The following is a 21,780-nucleotide window of genomic DNA, read 5'->3' as shown; positions in this document are numbered from 1 at the left end:
ACACGGAGGTGTTGTCATAAGACAGAGAAGAACTTAATTTTTCACATTAAAACGTAATTCGCCTTCCAGCTCTTCTTCAGCCTCTTGAAACAAGAGTACCAGTGCAGCAAAACGCGGTCGTTTCTGCACATCCAGGCAGATAAAATTAATATCAACTGGCAGCCCAATTTCACCCGTTACTGCATCCCATAGAGCATCTAAGTTCGCACCAAAATGATCATCAAGATCGAAGCACTCCTTGAACTGACTATAGAAGGCTTCTAAATCAGGGATATAGTCAAAATCGAATTCCACTTTTTTCATATCATTCTTCCAGCTTTGTGAAAGTCTTGTAGTGATCAAGTGTCAAGTAGATAAGACCATCATTAGAATAGAGTAACCTGTTACTACCCCGGTGCCCACATTTATAATTTACATCCGCTTCAAACCACTGGCGATCCTTTTGATTTGGCAACTTATTTTCACGATTGGAAAACCGATCTCCACCAATTGCTTTTCCCGGTAATACTTCGCATAAGTTGCCCTTACGAGTGTCCCAACCGAGGCGACGAGCCTGTTTTTTTGTGATGTAATAGTCAGGCAGCCTACTATGCTGATGTACATAATCCGCAACCCGATGATGCTCAGTCAGAATATCAATCTGTTGAGGCGGAACGTTTCCCGCTATCGCAACAGCTTGCTGAGTTTTATCAGAGCCAGGTAATCCAATATCTTTGATAAAAATAATGGATATAATAACAAAAATCAGTAATACACCTGCCAGCACCTTTCTTTTCATAACATTCTCCACGCTTATTTGACCAGGCTACAACCCAATAGATTTCAAGGTGCATCGCGGCAGCAAGGACGCAAATCCCCAGAAGCATAGAATTATGTGACTGGGGTGAGCGAGCACATCCAACAAAGCTGCAACTTGAAAGACGACAGAGATACTCAAAAAAACAGGTATATTCAAAAAATGTTAAGCTGTTCCGCCTACAGTCAGGTTATCCAGTTTTAATGTAGGCTGTCCAACTCCCACAGGGACACTTTGGCCTTCTTTACCACATACACCAACCCCCTTATCAAGGGCTAAGTCATTGCCAACCATCGAAATCTGCTGCATGGCCTCAATGCCTGAGCCAATTAACGTTGCACCTTTTACTGGCTTGGTGATTTTGCCATTTTCAATCAAGTACGCTTCTGATGTTGAGAAAACAAACTTACCAGAAGTGATATCCACTTGACCACCACCAAAATTCGGTGCATACAACCCATAATTAACACTGGCAATAATCTCTTCTGGTGTAGAGCTTCCTGCCAGCATATACGTATTAGTCATGCGCGGCATCGGTAGGTGAGCATAAGATTCACGTCGCCCGTTACCTGTCGGTGCAACTCCCATCAAACGTGCATTCAGTTTGTCCTGCATGTAGCCCTTCAAGATACCATTCTCAATCAGGACATTGTATTGCCCCGGAACACCTTCATCATCAATAGACAATGAGCCACGGCGGCCTTCAATCGTACCATCATCAACCACAGTACACAGTTCAGATGCTACTTTTTTCCCAATCTGACCAGAGAAGACAGATGTACCACGGCGGTTGAAGTCACCTTCTAAACCATGACCCACCGCTTCATGCAATAAAACGCCCGGCCAACCGGCTCCCAATACAATCGGCATTGTTCCCGCCGGAGCAGCAATAGCAGAAAGGTTCACCAACGCCATGCGAACCGCTTCACGGGCAAATTGTTCTGCCAACGTCTGTCCATCTTCGGCTTGCAGGAAGTATTCATAACCATAACGAGCACCACCACCACTGGAACCACGTTCACGTTTGCCATCTTCTTCAACTAATACGCTGACAGAAAGACGTACCAGTGGGCGAATATCAGCAGCCAACGTCCCATCCGTCGCTGCAACCAATACCTGCTCATAAACACCGCTCAGGCTGGCATTCACTTCCTGCACTCTGTGATCTTCTGCACGTGCGATTTGATCAACATGATGTAACAGAGCAATTTTTTCTTCCCTGCTCATGCCTTGCAGCGGATCTACAGCCGGATACAAAGCATTATGTGTCACAGCACCCAATGTATGTGCGGTGCCATTACCCGTTTCCCTTACAATACTGCGTGCTGCTTTTGCACTCTGCTGCAAAGCATTCAATGTGATTTGATCAGCATAGGCAAAACCCGTTTTTTCACCACTAATCGCCCGAACTCCCACTCCTTGATCTATATTATAAGAGCCATCTTTGATGATGCGATCTTCCAGAACCCATGTTTCGTGGTAGCTGGATTGAAAATAGAGGTCAGCATAATCCAGACGACGTTCTGCTAATTGCCCCAAAACAGAAAATAAATCTTTATGACTCAGTTCATTGGCAGTCAGTAAATGTTCACTGACATAAGTTAAACTCATAGTGATTACTCTTTATCTTAATTTGTATTCTTTTTTATCAAAGAAGTCAGTTGTGGACGGAAGCGGTTATGTTTCACCACTTTGATCTGCTCACGCATGTGGATCAAACTGTCCCGTCGGATATTGAGCTGTAGCGCACTGACAGTCAGAGGATTCTTCTTGATGACTTCTCCCCAACCACTTACCGCCATTGAATGTCCCCATGTTCTGCGAGTACCGTGTACCCCGACTTGTGCAGGTGCCAAAATGATACATTGGTTCTCAATTGCGCGAGCTCTTAAAAGTGGTTCCCAGTGTGCCTTACCCGTCAGTCTGGTAAAGGCAGCGGGTACAGAAATCAGCTCAGCCCCCTGCTCCCGTAATGCCTGAAACAGCCCTGGGAAGCGCAGATCATAGCAAATAGTCATACCCAAACGACCAACTGGTGTATCAACAACAGTGATATGTTCCCCTCGTTGGTAGATGGAGGATTCATTATAGGAACCATGTTCATCCTTGATATTGACATCAAACATGTGGATTTTGTCATAACGAGCACGAATCTCACCCTGATCATCAAACAATAAGCTACTGCTGGTTATGCGGCTCAGATCTTCCCGGCTGACCATCGGCATTGAACCAATCAATAACCAGATACCATAACGTTGCGCAATTTCACTTACAGCTTGCTGTAATGGGCCTTTTCCCTGCTCTTCTGCGTGTTCGCGGTAAGTATCTGCATCAGCAAACAGTAATGCATTTTCCGGAGTCAGAACCAGTTTTACTGTTTTGGGCAACTGCTTAATCTGCTGTTCAATTTGCGCTAAATTATGTTTAATGTTCGTACCACTGCATAATTGTAAGAGTGCAACATTGACGTTTTTCATGACCCTTTATTCTCCTTAAGCTGACGTAAAACTTCATCAATTTTAGGCTGTTCCAGATTACCCGTTAGCCGATAGCGAATGACCGATATCTTACTCCACAATGGGCCTAATGCTTTCGTCGCCGCAAAAACAGCAGCGCCTACCATAGGATTAACCGCAAATGCTGTCGCCACACCAACTGTTGCTGATATTTCCGGGGTGATCACCAACTCCATATTAAGCTGATGACGGATAAAGTTTATCTGGCCTTTTCCATGAATGTCCGCTTCCAGCCCATCAATGCGGAAGTTATCGGTATACATGACACCATTTTTTATCGCGGCATCGCCACTTATAGAATCAAAGTTAAAATCATTACTGAATGTATCACTGAAATCCAACTGTAATTTACGTAACAATGCATCAAAACTAACTAACCTTAATAGTTGTCCTGCTCTGCCACCACCTAGTTTTGCTATTGCTCCTTTCCCCATTTTTCCTGTTAAAACGCCATTGAGCGTTTTAACATCAGGGTTCCACGGTGTATCCTTCCAGTTCAGGTCAAAATCAAACTTAAATGAAGCGCCAGTAATTGGAACAATAAATCCGAGATAGGCTGCCATATCATCAAAACTTTTCCCGGATACCTGGCCCTTAGCCCAAGTATAATTACCCATATTACTTTCACTCCAACGCCCAGATAATGTCAATTTACCAGCACTGTTTTCTACCCGTCCATTAGTCAGACTCAAGGCGTCACCTTCTGGTGTTATCGTCCCTGAGATTTTCCCAACATTTAATCCGGCAAGCCAACATCCATCACATTTAACGTTAAGTGTAGGCCAATGATTCAGAGCATATTTTGGCGTTTCCGCTACGTTTGAAATTAACGGACCATTATCGCTGGAAGAGTTATCCGAAAACATAGGGTTATAATAGAGATAGTTGAGTGTTGCCTGCCATACTCCACCGACGTTAATCAGCAAATCACCATTGATTTCTTCTCCAATTGCCTTGACATGCAGACTATCTGGTTGTTTAGCCGCACTGAGTATAAGATTATGCCAACGTTGTCCTCCGATATCCAAATAAGGCGTTGATATTTCAAATAACTCAGGCCATATCAGGCTATTATCTGCTACTGATTCAGCTTTTAACGCTTCAATCAGTGCCAGCCATTTTTCACCCTCAATCGCAGGTAATTTTAATGCCAGCATTGGCTTTTCCGGTAAATCAGGTAGACCATTATCATCCGTATTTAAAGTGCCTCGCTGTAAACGGACATAATTTTTCCCCAATAACCATTGGCTATTGAACGCATATCTTTTCCCCAATGAACCGATAACCTGAAGTTGGTTTGTGTCCCCTGTAGCCTGAAGATTAATATTATTCCATGCCCGTAAAGATTCTGTTTCCAGTCCAACCAGTGTACTGTTGATATGTGACAAATCAGCATTGATTACAACCTGATATTCTGCCCCATGTTGTAACGGCTTGCTTTGTGAAGGCTTGACCTGTGGAGGGATCATAATGTTCACTTTTCCCTGCCAGTTCAATTGCCCTGATAGCTGACGACGAATTTTAACCGGAAGTTTCGGTAATGTTGCTGCAGGCCAGCGAGCATCCAAATCCACATTGACCCGATAATATCCCGGTAAATCCTGAGTGGTAAATCGCAAAGAGAGGGGGTTTCCAAGCCAATGAGCAGAAAGCGTGTCACTTTGCAACGTGCCATTATCAAAGCGGAATTTACCACTAAGGTGCTCCATCTTGCTATCTAATGGCTTGATAAACAAATCGGTATTTTTCAGTACAACCTCTCCACTTGCATGAGTTGTACCATTTTCCAGAAGAACATCCAGATGAAATTTTCCATCAACCTGACCGTTAAGTTGCAAATTATCTAGCGTACTACCAACCGTTTCTGTCAATGGACTATGATGAAAATAATTGTGGATATCCTTTCCATCTCCAGATATTTCAGCGTCAATCAATAACTTCTCTTTACCGTAATCGGGGATAACAGCCGAGATCCGAGAGGCATTAACTTTTCCCAATCTCGCTGTCTTTGCTTGCATCTGTAAGCTGTTATTCTGGAAATTCAAATCAAGATCCAGGTCAAACAGGGCTGGCCAATCAGGCTGATACTGGAATGTCGCATGGCGCAGAGGAACCCATACCTGAAACTGACCATTATTCTGCTTGAATGGGAAATCATGAGGATTTCCCTGAAAGATCAAAGTAGCATTATCTACCTTTCCTTTGATCAACGACGCTGTTAAATATTCTGTCAACGATTCGCCCATCAATGGCTTGGGAAAATAACGCCATGCATCACCCGCATCATCCAAACGAATTCCAGCCAGTATCCCTAGCATTGGTTGCTGATTTTGGGATTCCGTGTAATGAAAATCCCCGTTTATCCATAATGACCTGGCCTGTAAATCCAGCCCCTGGCTCCATATCTTCAAACCATCCCGATCATTTTTCCACGTGATTTTTCCTTCACTGCTGACAATATCAAATGGTGCCTGGAACATAGACCGGTAATCAATGAGGCTGTTTTTCAGCTCAAACCTAAAGTTTCCCCACTGTTTATTTCCTTCTAATGCACCACTGAAATGATTGACTGAAGGTAATTTTTTCCAACGAGACCAACTGACATCCTGCCATTTGATGGCAATCTCCGCGCTATCAGGTAATTCAGGGGTGATATCAAGGGCAAGACTACTGACTAATCCTTTGAGTTGCCGATATTGCCAGTCTTTAACAATATCGGGGGTCGCAAAAGAAATCATCGGCAACATCCCGTTCAGGCGTTCAAGCTGAATATTTTCAGCGCGAACCCGCCAATGATCTTTGTTCTGATATTGCCGCGTCTGCATAGCATACAGTATCGCAATACGGCCTGCGGGCCATTGCAGACCATTCGTTTTCAGGCTTGCCAGATTGGGGATATCAAACAGCCAGCCTTCTCCCTGACGACGCATTTGCAGGAGTAAATCATGGACGGCAAGCCGATGTTTTTCATCACCCACATGCCAATTGGCATGCCCCTGCTTAAGTTGCAGATATCCGTTATCAATCCTCCCATTTTTCAGGGTAATCCAACTGGCCAGACTGAAGCGGGCATCTTCCAAACCGGTATTGTCTTTTAACCAGCGGCTGAGCCACAACCGCATATCGATATCATCAGCCTGCAAATAAATCGTGCCGCTATCTAAAACACGATTAATATCTTTCAGGTCAAATTTAACCTGCACAACACCTTCCTGTCCGTTAATCGAAGACAGATTAATATTGCCTTGCGCACGATGACGATTATCTTTATTCAGCCATGTCAGTTGCGGCAATATCAGCCGGATCTTCTCTCCCGATGGAGTCGGAAAGGTCAGGCTGCTGTCGTGCAAATCAAAATGATTAAACCGTTCAAGGAAAAGGGAGGATAAACTATCTGGCTTGGGAAACAGGCTTTCACCTTCCCCATCCAATAATGGTTTATCATAATCAACCTGAAGCTGGTAAAAGGAGAGATCACGAAAATGCCAGTGCCGTTGTAGCAGTGAACGCCAGATATCCAGAGAAAGCGTCACTTTTTTGGCTTTAACATCCGTTTCCCCCGTTACAGCACGAAGATCACGAACTTCCAACTGGGGGCCGAATGACTGCCAATTTCCGTTGATATAGCCAATTTCGATAGAAATATCCGTCAATTCAGAAATCTTATGCGCCAATTGCTGACGATAATCATTAATATGTGGCAGGAAAAAACGTAACCCGCTGACAAGCAAAGCCACAATGATAATGACTATTGCGGCTGTCGCTAATAATATTCCGAGCAGTCGCCTCACTCATTTCTCCTTGGTTGTCAGCATATTTCTACCCAATAGATTTCACGCCACATTTCAAAATGATTGTAGCCAAACAGAGAGGCAACCTGAAAAATATGAAGTATCACTGCAATCCCGTGTAGTAATTACATCATAACAACGTCAAATTGTTCCTGGCTGTAGAGTTGTTCTGCCTGCACTTTCACGGGTTTGCTTACAAAAATTTCTACCTCGGCTAAAGCATGAGAGTGTTCCCCTTTAAGGGCTTCACTCACAGCATGGGATGCGTAAACAAGAAAACGATCTGCATTAATGGCGCGGTGAACACGGACAATTTCCCGTAAAATTTCATAGCATACTGTTTCAACAGATTTCACGGTGCCACGTCCCTGACAAATCGGACAGTTATCACACAAGATATGTTCAAGACTCTCTCGTGTGCGTTTTCGTGTCATTTCCACCAGCCCAAGCTGGGAAAAACCATTAATGGTCGTTTTCACCCGATCTTTGCTTAATGCCTGCTCTAAAGAAGCCAATACTCTACGGCGATGTTCCCCATTACTCATATCGATAAAATCAATGATAATGATCCCGCCTAAATTACGCAGCCTTAACTGGCGCGCAATCGCTTGAGTCGCCTCAATATTAGTATTAAAGATAGTCTCTTCTAAGTTGCGATGCCCAACAAAAGCGCCGGTATTAATATCGATAGTTGTCATGGCTTCGGTTTGATCAATAATCAGATAGCCACCCGATTTTAATTCTACTTTGCGTTCCAATGCGCGCTGAATTTCATTTTCTACACCGCACAAATCGAATATCGGCTGAGTGCCTTGATAATGGTCCAGCTTGGCATTCATTTCAGGAATATATTCATCAATGAATTCTTGCAATTGCAGATAGGTCTGACGGGAGTCAACCCGAATACGATCAAGAGAGGCTCCGGCAAAATCACGCAAAATACGCTGTGCCAAAGCAAGCTCACCATATACTTTCGTTTTAGTAATATTGCGTTTCTTACGCTCAATAACCTTACGCCACAGACGTTTTAAAAAAGCCGCATCCTGCTCAATTTCTTCTTTTCTCACGCCTTCTGCGGCAGTGCGGATAATAAATCCACCATACTCATCGCAATAATCCATCACGATGGATTTCAGGCGTTCACGTTCTTCTTCGCTTTCAATTCGCTGAGAAACACCAACATGAGAGGCTCCCGGCATAAATACCAGATAACGTGATGGCAGGGTAATGTCCGTTGTCAAACGGGCGCCTTTCGTGCCAAGAGGATCTTTCACTACCTGAACAAGCAGATCCTGCCCCTGACAAACCAACTCAGCAATATCCCTGACATTGAAGTTTTTCCGTTCCTCACCGGCTATACATTCCGTATGAGGCATAATGTCGGATGCGTGTAAGAAAGCCGCTTTTTCTAACCCGATATCGACAAAAGCCGCCTGCATACCGGGCAGAACACGGCTGATACGTCCTTTGTAAATATTGCCAACTATTCCCCGTTTAGCTTCCCGTTCAATATGAACTTCTTGCAAAATACCGCCATCTATATAAGCAACCCGCGTTTCAGATGGTGTTACATTGACCAATAACTCTGCTGTCATGAATGATCCTTCCCATCAGCTAACGCTAAAAATCGTTTGATTAATTCATACGTTTCCACCAATGGTAAGCCGACAACAGCATGGTAACTGCCATTAATCTTTCTGACAAAGCAACCGCCTTTACCCTGAATGCCATAAGCACCGGCCTTATCCATTGGTTCCCCAGTTGCAATATATTCCCGTATTTTGCGCCGGGATAAATGGCGAAACATCACATCTGTAATGACTAACTCACTTAAGGTATGCTGATTGTTCGATAAAGCAACAGCAGTCATGACTTGATGGCACTGCCCTGACAGTTCTTGCAGCATTTCAGCAGCGTGCTGCTCATTACGGGGTTTTTCCAGAATGCGATTATTCAGAACAACAATCGTGTCCGCACCCAGAACTGGAAAATTCTCCGGCGCAATCCTCACCCCCGCTTGCGATTTTTCTCTGGCCAACCGATTAACATAGTGCTGCGGAGACTCCCCTTCTTGCCACTTCTCTTCGACCTGTGGTGTCAGGATCTGAAAATTAAAGTCCAACAATTCCACCAGCTCACGCCGCCGTGGTGAGCCAGAAGCTAAATAAAGGGTTTTCATAGTGAGTCATCCTTTCTATCAGTTCATTGACAAGAGTTCATTGAAAAGCCGTTCATTAAAAAGTAGAGCTCGCCTTTAACGAACTGAAAATTGGCGACGGATTTTCCGCATTAATAAGAATAGCCAAGGCCAGAGAATACCATTGACAAGACCATTCCAGAATACTTCAGGATGGAAAATAATCTTTGGTATCAAGGCATGAGCCAGAAAAACACAGAAGTTTATCAGTGTCGAAAGTACCATCACAATCAGGGACTGTTGCCAGAGTGCCATATTGCGAATGAGCTGAAATTTGAACGCAACCAAAAAACTAATCAGACTGAAAGCCAGCGCATGAGCTCCCAGAATACTCCCCTGTAATAAATCCATCAGGATACCCAGAATAAAACCAGTTCCAACACTGACACGGTGAGGGATCGCAAGGAGCCAATAGATCAGACACAACACGAGTAAGGTAGGCCGGAACATATCAAACTGTTCCGGCCACGGCATACTCTGTAGCACCATTGCGATCAGGAAAGATAACCAGACAACCCAACGGCCACGCCCTTTATACTGACTCATCCACGATTCTCCGCGGCTGGCAACTTACTTGATGATGCTGCCGGAGATGACGGTCTTGTGACGGGGAATGATGCTCGATTTCCCTCTTTCTCTCTTCCGCCTTTCTCTGTTTTATTTTTACCTTCACCTAATTGTTTTGTCGGAACTTGTTCTGTCGAAAATTGTTCTGTCGGAAACTGAGGCTTAGCATCAGAGGGATTGGGCAGTACCTGCGGTAACATCTGCATCAAACGTTCATTTGCTGCTCGGTACACTTCGGAAGGCGGCAATGGTTCAGATGGGTTATTATCCGCCCCCCATAACAACAATAGATAACGCAAGCGTCGCAATTCTGCCAATGGACGTGCATGAATAACCGTATGGGCTCGCTGATTATCTATTCTGACAGAGGAAACCACTGCTACAGGATAACCTTCCGGGAAACGGCCGCCAAGGCCGGATGTCACCAGCACATCACCAACCCGGATGTCTGTATCACTTGGTAGCGGTTCAAGGTGAAGATCGTCCGTACATCCCGCTCCACCGGCAATCACTCGAATATCATTACGCAGTACCTGAACCGGCAATGCATGGGTTGGATCGCAAATCAACAACACCCGGCTGCTTAATTGACTTACTGAGATAATTTGACCAACGACGCCACGATCACTGATAACGGGTTGCCCTTCATAGACGCCATCTTTCGCTCCCTTATCAATAACAACTTGATCGCGATAAGGATCCATACCACCAGAAATCACCTGTGATACCATCATATGTTCATCACTGCGTAAAGGTGACCCCAATAATTCACGCAAACGGGCATTTTCTTGTTTTAATTGTCCTAACAGTAAAAGATTACTGTTCTGTAATCTCAACTCGTTGCGCAGGGTGTTATTTTCCAGTTCAAGTTGTTTACGGGTGGCCAAAGAATCGGAAACGCCATCTAAGAATTGGCGTGGACCATTGGCAAGAAAATAAAAAGGACTCACTGCCGTATCCATATAACTACGGATTTTATTGAAAAAACCAAAACGGCTGTCTACCACAACCAGAATAATGGCAATAATAACAGCAAAAAAGAGTCGTAATTGTAGGGAAGGCCCTCTGCTGAAAATCGGCTTCATAAGTTGCGCATTGTTGAGCTGTTTTGTGTCATAAACAATAAAAGAGTCATAAATAATAAACTCTCGGATAAACAGCAAGGAGGTACTGATAAAAACACCTCCCAGCCCGCAGAGTTATTTTCAGTCTTCGCTGAACAAATCGCCACCGTGCATGTCGATCATTTCCAGCGCTTTACCGCCACCTCTGGCAACACAAGTGAGAGGATCTTCAGCCACAATGACAGGAATCCCTGTTTCTTCCATCAACAAACGATCAAGATTGCGCAGCAGTGCGCCACCGCCTGTCAGCACCATGCCACGTTCTGAAATATCAGAAGCCAACTCTGGTGGACATTGCTCCAATGCCACCATGACTGCACTGACAATACCTGTCAGCGGCTCCTGCAAAGCTTCCAGAATTTCATTAGAATTTAGTGTGAAGCTACGAGGCACACCTTCCGCAAGGTTACGACCACGTACTTCGATCTCACGAACTTCATCTGTCGGATAAGCAGAACCGATTTCATGTTTAATGCGTTCTGCTGTCGCCTCACCAATTAATGAGCCATAGTTGCGACGAACATAGTTGATAATCGCTTCATCAAAGCGATCTCCACCAATACGGACAGAAGAAGAATAAACCACACCATTGAGGGAAATCACTGCAACTTCAGTTGTCCCCCCACCAATATCAACAACCATGGAGCCTGTCGCTTCAGAAACAGGTAAACCTGCACCGATTGCTGCGGCCATAGGCTCTTCAATCAGAAAGACTTCTCGTGCACCTGCACTTTGGGCAGATTCACGAATGGCGCGACGCTCAACTTGCGTAGCACCCACAGGCACACAGACCAGTACACGTGGACTCGGACGCATAAAACTGTTGTTATGAACCTGTTTAATAAAATGCTGCAACATTTTTTCCGTGACATAAAAATCAGCAATCACACCATCCTTCATTGGACGAATGGCTGCGATATTTCCCGGAGTACGTCCCAACATCTGCTTTGCTTCTAGCCCCACGGCTGCAACGCTTTTTGGTGAACCTGCTCTGTCTTGTCGGATAGCAACAACAGAGGGTTGATCCAAGACAATTCCCTGACCTTTGACATAAATAAGGGTATTGGCAGTACCCAAGTCAATGGACAAATCATTGGAAAACATGCCACGAAATTTCTTTAACATAACGAAAGGATAATCCTGCAAGCTGGGGACGGATGTTGTCCGTCTACTCTACCAACCACATGAAGCAGCGACAAGGCGCATCACTAACTACTTTTTACTACTTCAATGAAAGTGGCTACGTTATTCACATCAGAAACACGATATTCTACGTTACTTTTTTCTGACAGAGCAGAAAAAAACTGCATAAAAATGGGTTAATTCCACCAATAACCCCATCACTAAATCCCAAAATATCCCAATGCGCTAAAAACCAACAGTATAGTGTATATATGGTGTATCCTGCGATGTTGCTATCTCACTTTTTCCTTTTCTATGTTGACCTATAATGATTTCAGCAAGTTCAACCAGAATTCACTTTTTATCAAAAATTTTTATCTGCTCTTATATTGCTATCCAGTAATTTCAATAAAGGCAATTTATTGAATGTCAGAATGGCTCTCAAAAGCCCATGAAAATCTGTGAAAAAATTATTCACTGCAATTGTTCCTGAAATACATGAGTAAGGGATAAATTTGCTGATTATTGAGCCATTGCGGTATAAAAACGAAAGGTATTATTAACATTCTGATGGTTACCCAGAACATTTTTATCTTTTACAATGTCATCTTAAACAAAATAATTAATCACCATTTTGCGACTTTCCATCACAATATTGCAGCCTATCCATTTCCGCATTTTCAATTTTATCTATATTGATGATGTCATAAGAGATGAAATCATAAGAATCGTGATGGTGTCGGACATAAAACCCATCAATGGAGAGGAATTATGAAAGCTTTATTGCTTGAACAGCACGGTACACTATCAGCTTCTATTCAGGACATTGATACCGCTCAACTTCCACCCGGTGACGTTACCGTCGATATTCACTGGTCAACTCTCAATTATAAAGATGCCCTTGCTATCACTGGCAAGGGGAAGATTGTCCGCCAATTTCCGATGATACCGGGGATCGACTTTTCCGGGATTGTCCGTCATTCAGAAGATCCCCGTTTTCATGTAGGCCAGCAGGTTTTATTGACTGGCTGGGGGGTAGGGGAAAATCATTGGGGCGGCTTGGCACAACAGGCCAGAGTTTCAGGGGAATGGCTGACACCATTGCCACAAGGGTTAACTACCAGACAAGCCATGATTATCGGTACAGCCGGTTTTACTGCCATGCTATGTGTTATGGCGCTGGAACAAGGAGAAATAACACCTGAAAGCGGGGAAATTGCCGTTACGGGTGCCAGCGGTGGTGTCGGTAATACTGCGATTGCCTTATTGTCTCTGTTGGGATATTCCACTGTCGCCATCAGCAGCAAACTGGAAAATCAGGAGTATCTATTTTCACTGGGAGCAAAAGCAATCCTGCCTGTCTCCGATTTCAATCAACCCTCCCGTCCACTGGAAAAACAACGCTGGTCAGGTGTCATTGATACTGTTGGCGGTACAATTCTGGCCAAATTACTGGCACAGGTTTCTCACAACGGCACGGTAGCAGCCTGTGGTATGGCAAGTGACATTAATATTCCTACCACTGTTATGCCATTTATTCTGCGTAATGTTCGTTTACAAGGCGTTGAATCAGCCACAGTACCCGCCGCCAAACGACCTGAGATTTGGAAACGATTACAAGAACTGTTGCCTGATTCCTTTTACCAACAAACAGCCAATGAAATTTCATTAGACCAGGCAATCGAATATTCCAATAAGCTGGTCAATAATCAGATAACAGGCAGAACACTGGTGAGGATACGGTGAAACGAACCTATAACTCCAAGATTATAAAACTAAAGCAGATAAAACTGTGCTGATAAGACCAGTATTTAGCTGCTAAATGTCACGATATGTTTATAATGTCGGGCTTTATCGTCAAATCCACAAATATTGATAGCAGAAAGAGATGACAAACCGTTGACATCGAGTTATCTTGAACGATTGTTGACAGATTGCCGGAGATACCCGCACAATGGCAGACAAGTTTCGCATTTTACTCTTGAATGGCCCCAACCTGAACATGTTGGGAACACGAGAGCCTGAGACCTACGGTAAGTTAACGCTTGATGACATCGTCAGCAAACTGTCAAAAGAAGCTCAGCAATCGGGAGTTGAATTATCCCATCTGCAATCCAATGCAGAATTCGAATTGATTGAGAGGATCCATACAGCGCGGGGCAATACTGATTTTATTCTGATTAACCCTGCGGCATTTACACATACCAGCGTGGCGCTACGCGACGCACTTCTGGCGGTAGATATCCCATTTATTGAGATTCATCTCTCCAATGTGCACGCCCGCGAGCCGTTCCGCCACCACTCATATCTTTCAGATATTGCAGTTGGCGTGATCTGCGGTTTGGGTGCCGATGGTTATCGTTTCGCATTACAGGCAGCGGTCAACCGATTGTCTACATTCAACTAATTACATAAATAGAGTACGGAATCACACTCATGGATATTCGTAAGATAAAAAAATTGATCGAGCTGGTTGAAGAATCTGGCATTTCTGAACTGGAAATTTCTGAAGGTGAAGAGTCAGTTCGCATCAGTCGCACTACGGCAACTCAGGCCATACCAGTCACTCAACAATACCTTTCTGCCCCTGTTCAACCGCCTGTACAAGCTACCACAACAGCGCCGGCTGTTCCTGTCGCAGCAGAAAAACCAGCAGAGATCAGCGGCCATATAGTTCGTTCACCAATGGTTGGTACGTTCTACCGTTCACCAAGCCCAGATGCGAAACCTTTCATTGAAGTCGGTCAACATGTTAATCAAGGGGATACCCTGTGCATCGTTGAAGCCATGAAAATGATGAACCAGATCGAAGCCGACAAAACTGGCGTAGTTAAGGCGATTCTGGTACAAGACGGTCAACCTGTTGAATTTGACGAGCCACTGGTCGTCATCGAATAACGAGGCGCTCCATGCTTGAGAAAATTGTCATAGCTAACCGCGGTGAAATAGCACTGCGTATTCTGAGAGCCTGTAAAGAACTTGGTATCAAAACTGTTGCTGTACACTCTGCGGCAGACCGTGACCTGAAGCACGTCCTGCTGGCAGATGAAACTGTCTGTATCGGCCCGGCTGCATCGGCAAAAAGTTACCTGAATATTCCGGCTATCATTTCTGCGGCTGAAATCACCTGTGCACAAGCCATCCATCCGGGTTATGGGTTCCTGTCTGAAAATGCAGACTTTGCTGAGCAAGTCGAGCGTTCCGGCTTTACTTTTATCGGCCCGAAAGCAGAAACGATCCGCCTGATGGGGGATAAAGTTTCTGCTATCAGTGCCATGAAAAAAGCAGGTGTTCCATGCGTTCCTGGCTCTGACGGCCCATTAGGAAATGATACAGAGAAGAACAAATCGATTGCACAGCGTATCGGCTATCCGGTCATCATTAAAGCATCCGGTGGCGGTGGCGGTCGTGGTATGCGTGTTGTTCGTAGTGATAAAGATCTGGAACAATCTATTGCCATGACTCGTGCAGAAGCCAAAGCCGCTTTCAACAACGACATGGTTTACATGGAAAAATTCCTTGAGAACCCACGTCATGTTGAAATTCAGGTACTGGCCGATGGTCAAGGTAATGCTCTCTACCTCGCTGAGCGTGACTGCTCCATGCAGCGCCGACACCAGAAAGTCGTGGAAGAAGCACCAGCACCGGGTATTTCGGCAGAACTGCGTCGCAGCATTGGTGAGCGCTGTGCTAACGCCTGTCTCGAAATCGGCTATCGCGGGGCAGGTACATTTGAATTCCTGTATGAAAACGGTGAATTCTACTTTATTGAGATGAATACCCGTATTCAAGTTGAGCACCCGGTTACAGAGATGATTACCGGTGTTGACCTGATTAAAGAACAGCTACGCGTAGCCTCTGGTCTGCCTCTTTCCATCAAACAGGAAGATATTGTGATCGAAGGTCATGCGATCGAATGCCGTATCAATGCTGAAGATCCAAAAACTTTCCTGCCAAGTCCTGGCAAGATCACCCATTTCCACTCTCCGGGTGGTTTCGGAGTACGTTGGGAATCCCATATCTATGCGGGATACACCGTACCGCCTTATTATGATTCTATGATCGGCAAACTAATCACTTACGGAGAAACCCGTGAAGTGGCGATTGCACGTATGAAGAACGCATTGGCAGAGTTAATTATTGATGGCATCAAAACCAATATCGATCTGCAACTGTCCATCATGAATGACGAAAACTTCCAGAAAGGCGGAACCAACATCCACTATCTGGAGAAAAAACTCGGCTTACACGATAAGTAAAGTGTCTTTCTGACATTCATTATGGTCCTGCATAAAATCCCATCTATTAACAGATGGGATTTTTTTATTCTCAGGTAGCTTCATACACTTTTGATATTGTGACGGCACATTTTCTTCTGAATAAATCTGTATGTTACCGTACAATTCCTTCCCTAGTTTTATATCAACTGTTTTATGTAAATTCCCCGGAGAACAGATGGACAGACGATTTGTTCAATCCCATAAAGAAGCTCGCTGGGCAGTATTTCTGACGTTAGCTTATCTTGTGGGTTGGTTGCTGAGTGCCTATTTACCCGGTAATACAACTGGATTCACCGGATTGCCACTCTGGTTCGAACTGGCCTGTTTAATGCTGCCGATGTTATTTATCATCCTCTGCTGGATGATGGTGAAATTTGTCTTCAAGGAGGTCCCATTAGAGGACAATTTGGTGGATGATAATGCAAAATGAAGTAATTCTGCCTCTGATGGGATATCTGGCGCTGGTTTTTCTGCTATCTCTCTATGCTTACCGCCGCCGCCAAACAGGTGCATTCCTGAATGAGTATTTTCTCGGCAATCGATCAATGGGTGGTTTCGTCCTGGCTATGACCATTACCGCGACTTATATTAGTGCCAGTTCATTCATTGGTGGCCCTGGCGCTGCTTACAAATACGGTATCGGATGGGTTCTTTTGTCCCTGATCCAATTACCGGCAATATGGCTTTCCCTCGGCGTATTGGGGAAAAAATTTGCCATTCTTGCCCGTCGTTATAACGCCGTTACTCTAAACGACATGCTGTACGCCCGCTATCACAGCCGCTTTCTGGTCTGGTTTGCCAGTGTGAGCCTGTTAGTTGCTTTTGTCGGTGCAATGACGGTACAGTTCATCGGAGGTGCCCGTTTGCTGGAAACCGCTGCCGGTATTCCCTACGGTACTGGGTTACTTATTTTTGGGGTCTCTATCGCACTCTATACCGCATTTGGCGGATTCAGAGCCAGCGTCCTCAATGATGCATTACAGGGGCTGGTTATGTTGTTAGGAACAGTGCTATTGCTGGCTGGTACTATCTATAAAGCCGGAGGACTGTCAGAAGCTGTTTCAACACTGCGCACTATTGACCCCAATCTGGTTTCACCTCATGGTGCTGATAATATCCTTACAGCGCCATTTATGGCTTCCTTCTGGGTACTGGTTTGCTTTGGCGTCATCGGGCTACCACATACCGCCGTGCGCTGTATCTCTTATCGTGACAGTAAAGCCGTCCACCGCGGTATTATCATCGGCACGGTCGTTATGGCTATCCTGATGTTTGGTATGCACCTTGCAGGCGCATTGGGGCGCACGATCATTCCTGATCTGACGATCCCTGATCAAGTGATCCCTACTTTGATGATCAATGTCCTGCCCCCTATTGCTGCCGGAATTTTTCTGGCCGCGCCAATGGCAGCCATTATGTCAACGATTAATGCCCAACTACTCCAATCTTCGGCAACAATCGTCAAAGACCTCTATCTAAATTTGTTCCCACAACAGATCAAACAGGAAAAAAAACTGGCACGTATTTCCAGTTTTTCTACCTTGTTTCTGGGAATATTGCTGCTACTGGCAGCATGGCAACCACCTGAGATGATTATCTGGCTGAACCTGCTGGCATTCGGTGGATTACAGGCCGTTTTTCTCTGGCCACTGGTATTAGGCCTGTATTGGGAAAAAGCTAATGCACATGGAGCAATAACCTCCATGCTGGCCGGGGCAGTAAGCTATACACTCTTGGCGACTTTCAACATTCACCTCTTCGGATTCCATCCGATAGTGCCATCATTACTGCTGAGTTTACTGGCATTCGGGATCGGAAACATTTTTGGGAATAAACAACCACAACAAACCGCCGTATCTCAGTAACGACGATATCATTTTTTCACACTTATCCCGTTTTAAAGAGAATTTTTATGCCTTGGATACAACTAAGATTAAACACTACAGGACAGCAAGCTGAAGCACTTGGTGATGAACTAATAGAAAGTGGCGCAGTGTCTGTTACTTTTCAAGACAGCCACGATACACCGATTTTTGAGCCTCTGCCGGGGGAAACCCGTTTATGGGGAGATACCGATGTGATCGGTCTGTATGACGCTGAAACCGATATGAAAGCGGTTATCAGCCAGCTAGAACAGATTCCTCAACTTGGTAAAGGATTTATCCATAAAATTGAACAACTGGAAGATAAAGACTGGGAACGTGAATGGATGGACAACTTTCACCCAATGCGTTTTGGTCATCGCCTGTGGATCTGCCCAAGCTGGCGGGAAGTTCCGGATCCTGATGCCGTTAATGTCATGCTAGATCCGGGCCTGGCATTCGGAACAGGCACACACCCAACCACATCTCTTTGCCTGCAATGGTTGGATGGTCTTGCTCTGGAAGGTAAAACAGTGATCGATTTTGGGTGCGGTTCAGGCATTTTGGCCATCGCAGCCCTAAAACTTGGCGCTAAACATGCTATCGGCATTGATATTGACCCTCAAGCAATTCAGGCAAGCCGGGATAACGCAGAACGCAACGGTGTTTCCGAACAACTAACGCTCTATTTATCTAAAGAGCAACCTGACAACTTAGAATGTGACATTGTCATTGCCAATATACTGGCTGGCCCGCTGCGTGAACTGGCACCGATCATTGGCTCACTACCAAAATCAGGTGGCTTATTAGGCTTGTCCGGGGTATTGGCAAGTCAGGCAGAAGGTGTTGCTGAAGCCTATGGTAATGAATTTATTATCGATCCGATTGCAGAACAAGAAGAATGGTGTCGCATTACCGGGGTTAAAAAATAATCAATAAATACCTATTGAAAAACGAGATTATCCACTAAAATAAATCCTTGGTGGGTCAATTGGTGTTAATACGTTCTATTTATCATGATAAATGCAGGGAACAATAAATTTCATCAAAAACACATAACTTCATGTTATTTAAGGATAATAAACCAAGTTTGAAAAAATCAACTGGAAAAATTCTGCTATAAATGTCGTTTCGCTCAAAGTTTGGCCTTTCATATCTCGTGAAAAATGCGTAATATACGCGCCCTTAGTCACAGTTGGCCACTCTTTCTTCGCCTATGCGTATCGGACAATACCAGTTGAAAAACTGTCTTATTGCTGCCCCTATGGCTGGCATAACGGATCGCCCGTTTCGATCATTATGCTATACCATGGGTGCAGGTATGACAGTTTCAGAAATGCTTTCTTCCAACCCTCAGGTTTGGAAGACAGATAAATCCCGGCTACGTATGGTTCATAGCGACGAACCCGGAGTGCGTTCTGTACAAATTGCCGGTAGTGATCCCGATGACATGGCAACAGCGGCGAAAATCAACGTCGCCAATGGTGCTCAGATCATCGATATCAACATGGGGTGCCCAGCCAAAAAGGTAAATCGTAAATTGGCAGGCTCTGCATTACTGCGTTATCCAGAACTGGTCCAAAAAATCCTTTCTGAGGTAGTCAATGCGGTTGATGTACCTGTTACATTGAAGATCCGTACAGGTTGGTCACCGGAAGAACGGAACTGTGTAGAAATTGCCCAATTGGCTGAACGTTGTGGTATTCAAGCTCTTACAATTCATGGCAGGACTCGAGCCTGTCTGTTTAATGGCGAAGCTGAGTACGACAACATTCGGACAGTTAAGCAGACTGTTGCCATTCCAATTATTGCTAATGGCGACATTACTGACCCGCTAAAAGCCAGAGCAGTGCTTGAATACACCGGGGCTGATGCCCTGATGATAGGCCGTGCTGCTCAGGGAAGACCCTGGATCTTTCGGGAAATCCAGCATTATCTGGAAACAGGAGAATTGCTGCCACCGATGCCTCTTGGCGAGGTGCAGCGTTTGATGAGCGAGCATGTACGAGAGTTGCACGACTTTTACGGTCAAGGCAAGGGAGTTCGTATTGCACGTAAACATGTATCTTGGTATCTCAAGGAACATGCTCCTGATGACCAGTTTCGGCGCTCATTCAACACCATTGAGGATGCCAGCGAACAGCTGGAGGTGTTGGAAGCATACTTCGAAAATTTTTGCGTAAATAAAGAAAAGAGCTGACAGAACTATGTTCGAACAACGCGTAAATTCTGATGTACTAACCGTTGCTACTGTTAATTCACAAGATCAGGTAACTCAAAAACCTCTGCGTGATTCAGTTAAACAAGCACTGAAGAACTATTTTGCTCAACTAAACGGTCAAGACGTTAATGACCTGTATGAGCTGGTACTGGCTGAAGTAGAGCAACCACTGTTGGACATGGTGATGCAATACACCCGTGGTAACCAAACCCGCGCAGCGCTGATGATGGGAATCAACCGCGGTACTCTGCGTAAGAAACTGAAAAAATACGGCATGAACTAATCCTAGTCTAGTAACATGTTGTTAAATCGGCACTTTTTACTATGTAGAAAGTGCCTTTTTACTTAGAATTACCCCACCGAAAAATCCTCAGCACAAAAACTCACAGAACAACATGAGTACCAAAGAAAAATAAGAATTGGATGTGTTATAGAGGTCAGTACACCAAACGTTCCAACCTTGTGAAAAGTTACGATGTATTTCGTCTGGAAGCATTGAGATGAAAGTTACAGATGTTTCTACCAGTGAGAAGATATCCCGTTACGGTTATCTTCCCGATGATTTTCAAATGGAACTAATTATTTTTATGATTTATCCCGAACCTTGCGTTCAATCAATTCACCATACGAATCAAAATAACGGCTAGGCCATATTTCAGAGGGATGTATTTCGAGATAGTTAGCGATGATCCATTCGCCTTTCGGCCACGGTCTGCTGAGAGTATTTGCCAGTGTAGATGAACTGAGGCCAGATTCACGAGAAACAGCCGCTAAGGTTGTACCACGTTTACGTAATGCGGCGATGATATCAGCTTGATGCCAATCGTTTTTAGCGTTATTCATTCCTGCTACCCCTTCCATTAATTGATCATTGATGGTGGCGATTCAGACAGGGTTAGCAGACTGGCACTCATACCAGCGAGACTTACGTCTCCCCCGCCTGAACCACCATTGAAAAGGCGATAACAGGCACACTGGCAAAATTTCTGCCAGTGTCTATGAGTGACAAGGCTGCTAAACCTTGACCATTGGATTGTGCCAATGGCGGGAATACTTTAACTGATTGTATTATCGGACTCAGTAACCGAACGACTAAGTTTAATGACTATAAACTCATTCAACATAACACCCAGCGTTTCGAATACGGTCAATTCTTTAATCAATCAGCTCTATTTATATCTAACAACATGCAATCTCTGGCGCGCGACCATACTGGCAAAACAGAAAATACCTGCCTTGCCCTTGACCGATATCTGTGCGCCAGAGTGAACGCAAGTTGAGGTATTGCGGGGTATCGGTTGAGT

General features: G+C 44.7%; 20 protein-coding genes. 9 read left to right on the top strand and 11 right to left on the bottom strand.

Going from position 1 to position 21,780, the window contains the following annotated elements:
• Nucleotides 1-33: 33 nt before the first annotated feature.
• The 10 genes from AAC147_RS13630 to mreB form a co-directional block, all read right to left on the bottom strand.
• Complete coding sequence (locus AAC147_RS13630; protein ID WP_047681980.1) at nucleotides 34-303, bottom strand: barstar family protein; 270 nt, start codon at nucleotides 301-303, stop codon at nucleotides 34-36.
• A 1-nt stretch (nucleotide 304) separates the two neighbouring features.
• Complete coding sequence (locus AAC147_RS13625) at nucleotides 305-778, bottom strand: ribonuclease domain-containing protein (protein WP_047681978.1); 474 nt, start codon at nucleotides 776-778, stop codon at nucleotides 305-307.
• Between the two features lie 183 nt (nucleotides 779-961).
• Complete coding sequence (gene tldD / locus AAC147_RS13620) at nucleotides 962-2,407, bottom strand: metalloprotease TldD (protein ID WP_047681976.1); 1,446 nt, start codon at nucleotides 2,405-2,407, stop codon at nucleotides 962-964.
• Between the two features lie 17 nt (nucleotides 2,408-2,424).
• A complete protein-coding gene (nit1, locus tag AAC147_RS13615; RefSeq protein ID WP_047681973.1) occupies nucleotides 2,425-3,273 on the bottom strand; it encodes a deaminated glutathione amidase in 849 nt (282 codons plus the stop codon).
• On the bottom strand, nucleotides 3,270-7,103 hold the full coding sequence (gene yhdP, locus AAC147_RS13610; protein WP_047681970.1) for an AsmA2 domain-containing protein YhdP: 3,834 nt from the start codon (nucleotides 7,101-7,103) through the stop codon (nucleotides 3,270-3,272). Before yhdP ends, nit1 begins: the two co-directional genes overlap by 4 nt.
• 125 nt (nucleotides 7,104-7,228) lie before the next feature.
• A complete protein-coding gene (gene rng, locus AAC147_RS13605; protein WP_047681967.1) occupies nucleotides 7,229-8,698 on the bottom strand; it encodes a ribonuclease G in 1,470 nt (489 codons plus the stop codon).
• Nucleotides 8,695-9,282, bottom strand: coding sequence for a Maf family protein (locus tag AAC147_RS13600; RefSeq protein WP_047681964.1), 588 nt, complete (start codon nucleotides 9,280-9,282; stop codon nucleotides 8,695-8,697). The genes rng and AAC147_RS13600 overlap by 4 nt, the downstream gene beginning before the upstream one ends.
• A 75-nt stretch (nucleotides 9,283-9,357) precedes the next feature.
• Nucleotides 9,358-9,846, bottom strand: a complete 489-nt coding sequence (mreD, locus tag AAC147_RS13595; protein ID WP_047681961.1) for a rod shape-determining protein MreD — start codon at nucleotides 9,844-9,846, stop codon at nucleotides 9,358-9,360.
• Nucleotides 9,843-10,952, bottom strand: coding sequence for a rod shape-determining protein MreC (gene mreC, locus AAC147_RS13590; protein WP_047682060.1), 1,110 nt, complete (start codon nucleotides 10,950-10,952; stop codon nucleotides 9,843-9,845). Before mreC ends, mreD begins: the two co-directional genes overlap by 4 nt.
• A gap of 120 nt (nucleotides 10,953-11,072) precedes the next feature.
• Complete coding sequence (gene mreB, locus AAC147_RS13585; protein WP_010847922.1) at nucleotides 11,073-12,116, bottom strand: rod shape-determining protein MreB; 1,044 nt, start codon at nucleotides 12,114-12,116, stop codon at nucleotides 11,073-11,075.
• Between the two features lie 768 nt (nucleotides 12,117-12,884).
• On the opposite strand from mreB, the gene AAC147_RS13580 reads away from it, so the two are divergent.
• From AAC147_RS13580 to fis, 9 genes are all read left to right on the top strand, one after another.
• On the top strand, nucleotides 12,885-13,859 hold the full coding sequence (locus AAC147_RS13580) for an oxidoreductase (protein ID WP_047681958.1): 975 nt from the start codon (nucleotides 12,885-12,887) through the stop codon (nucleotides 13,857-13,859).
• A 208-nt stretch (nucleotides 13,860-14,067) separates the two neighbouring features.
• Complete coding sequence (gene aroQ, locus AAC147_RS13575) at nucleotides 14,068-14,520, top strand: type II 3-dehydroquinate dehydratase (protein ID WP_047681955.1); 453 nt, start codon at nucleotides 14,068-14,070, stop codon at nucleotides 14,518-14,520.
• 29 nt (nucleotides 14,521-14,549) lie between these two features.
• Nucleotides 14,550-15,011 (top strand): acetyl-CoA carboxylase biotin carboxyl carrier protein, encoded by a 462-nt coding sequence (gene accB, locus AAC147_RS13570; RefSeq protein ID WP_047681952.1) that lies wholly within the window; start codon nucleotides 14,550-14,552, stop codon nucleotides 15,009-15,011.
• A gap of 11 nt (nucleotides 15,012-15,022) precedes the next feature.
• The gene (accC, locus tag AAC147_RS13565) at nucleotides 15,023-16,372 is read left to right on the top strand and encodes an acetyl-CoA carboxylase biotin carboxylase subunit (RefSeq protein ID WP_047681949.1); all 1,350 of its coding nucleotides are present in this window, start codon (nucleotides 15,023-15,025) and stop codon (nucleotides 16,370-16,372) included.
• A 196-nt stretch (nucleotides 16,373-16,568) separates the two neighbouring features.
• A complete protein-coding gene (locus AAC147_RS13560) occupies nucleotides 16,569-16,823 on the top strand; it encodes a YhdT family protein (RefSeq protein WP_047681946.1) in 255 nt (84 codons plus the stop codon).
• Nucleotides 16,813-18,258, top strand: coding sequence for a sodium/pantothenate symporter (gene panF / locus AAC147_RS13555; RefSeq protein WP_047681943.1), 1,446 nt, complete (start codon nucleotides 16,813-16,815; stop codon nucleotides 18,256-18,258). The genes AAC147_RS13560 and panF overlap by 11 nt, the downstream gene beginning before the upstream one ends.
• 47 nt (nucleotides 18,259-18,305) lie before the next feature.
• Nucleotides 18,306-19,187 carry a 50S ribosomal protein L11 methyltransferase gene (prmA, locus tag AAC147_RS13550; RefSeq protein WP_047681941.1) on the top strand — a complete coding sequence of 294 codons (882 nt, stop codon included), beginning with the start codon at nucleotides 18,306-18,308 and terminating at the stop codon, nucleotides 19,185-19,187.
• A gap of 284 nt (nucleotides 19,188-19,471) precedes the next feature.
• Entirely contained in the window at nucleotides 19,472-20,455 is a 984-nt protein-coding gene (dusB, locus tag AAC147_RS13545) for a tRNA dihydrouridine synthase DusB (RefSeq protein WP_047681938.1), read from the top strand.
• 7 nt (nucleotides 20,456-20,462) lie between these two features.
• A complete protein-coding gene (fis, locus tag AAC147_RS13540) occupies nucleotides 20,463-20,759 on the top strand; it encodes a DNA-binding transcriptional regulator Fis (RefSeq protein ID WP_010847912.1) in 297 nt (98 codons plus the stop codon).
• A 302-nt stretch (nucleotides 20,760-21,061) separates the two neighbouring features.
• Here the strand turns inward: fis and AAC147_RS13535 are convergent, their stop codons facing one another.
• Nucleotides 21,062-21,319 (bottom strand): helix-turn-helix domain-containing protein, encoded by a 258-nt coding sequence (locus AAC147_RS13535; RefSeq protein ID WP_047681932.1) that lies wholly within the window; start codon nucleotides 21,317-21,319, stop codon nucleotides 21,062-21,064.
• Nucleotides 21,320-21,780 lie beyond the last annotated feature (461 nt).

It is taken from the genome of Xenorhabdus sp. NBAII XenSa04 (genome assembly GCF_963866145.1).
Classification (GTDB): domain Bacteria; phylum Pseudomonadota; class Gammaproteobacteria; order Enterobacterales; family Enterobacteriaceae; genus Xenorhabdus; species Xenorhabdus indica.
The sequence above is the reverse complement of the archived record's forward strand: the minus strand, read 5'-3'. Positions and strand labels throughout refer to the sequence as shown.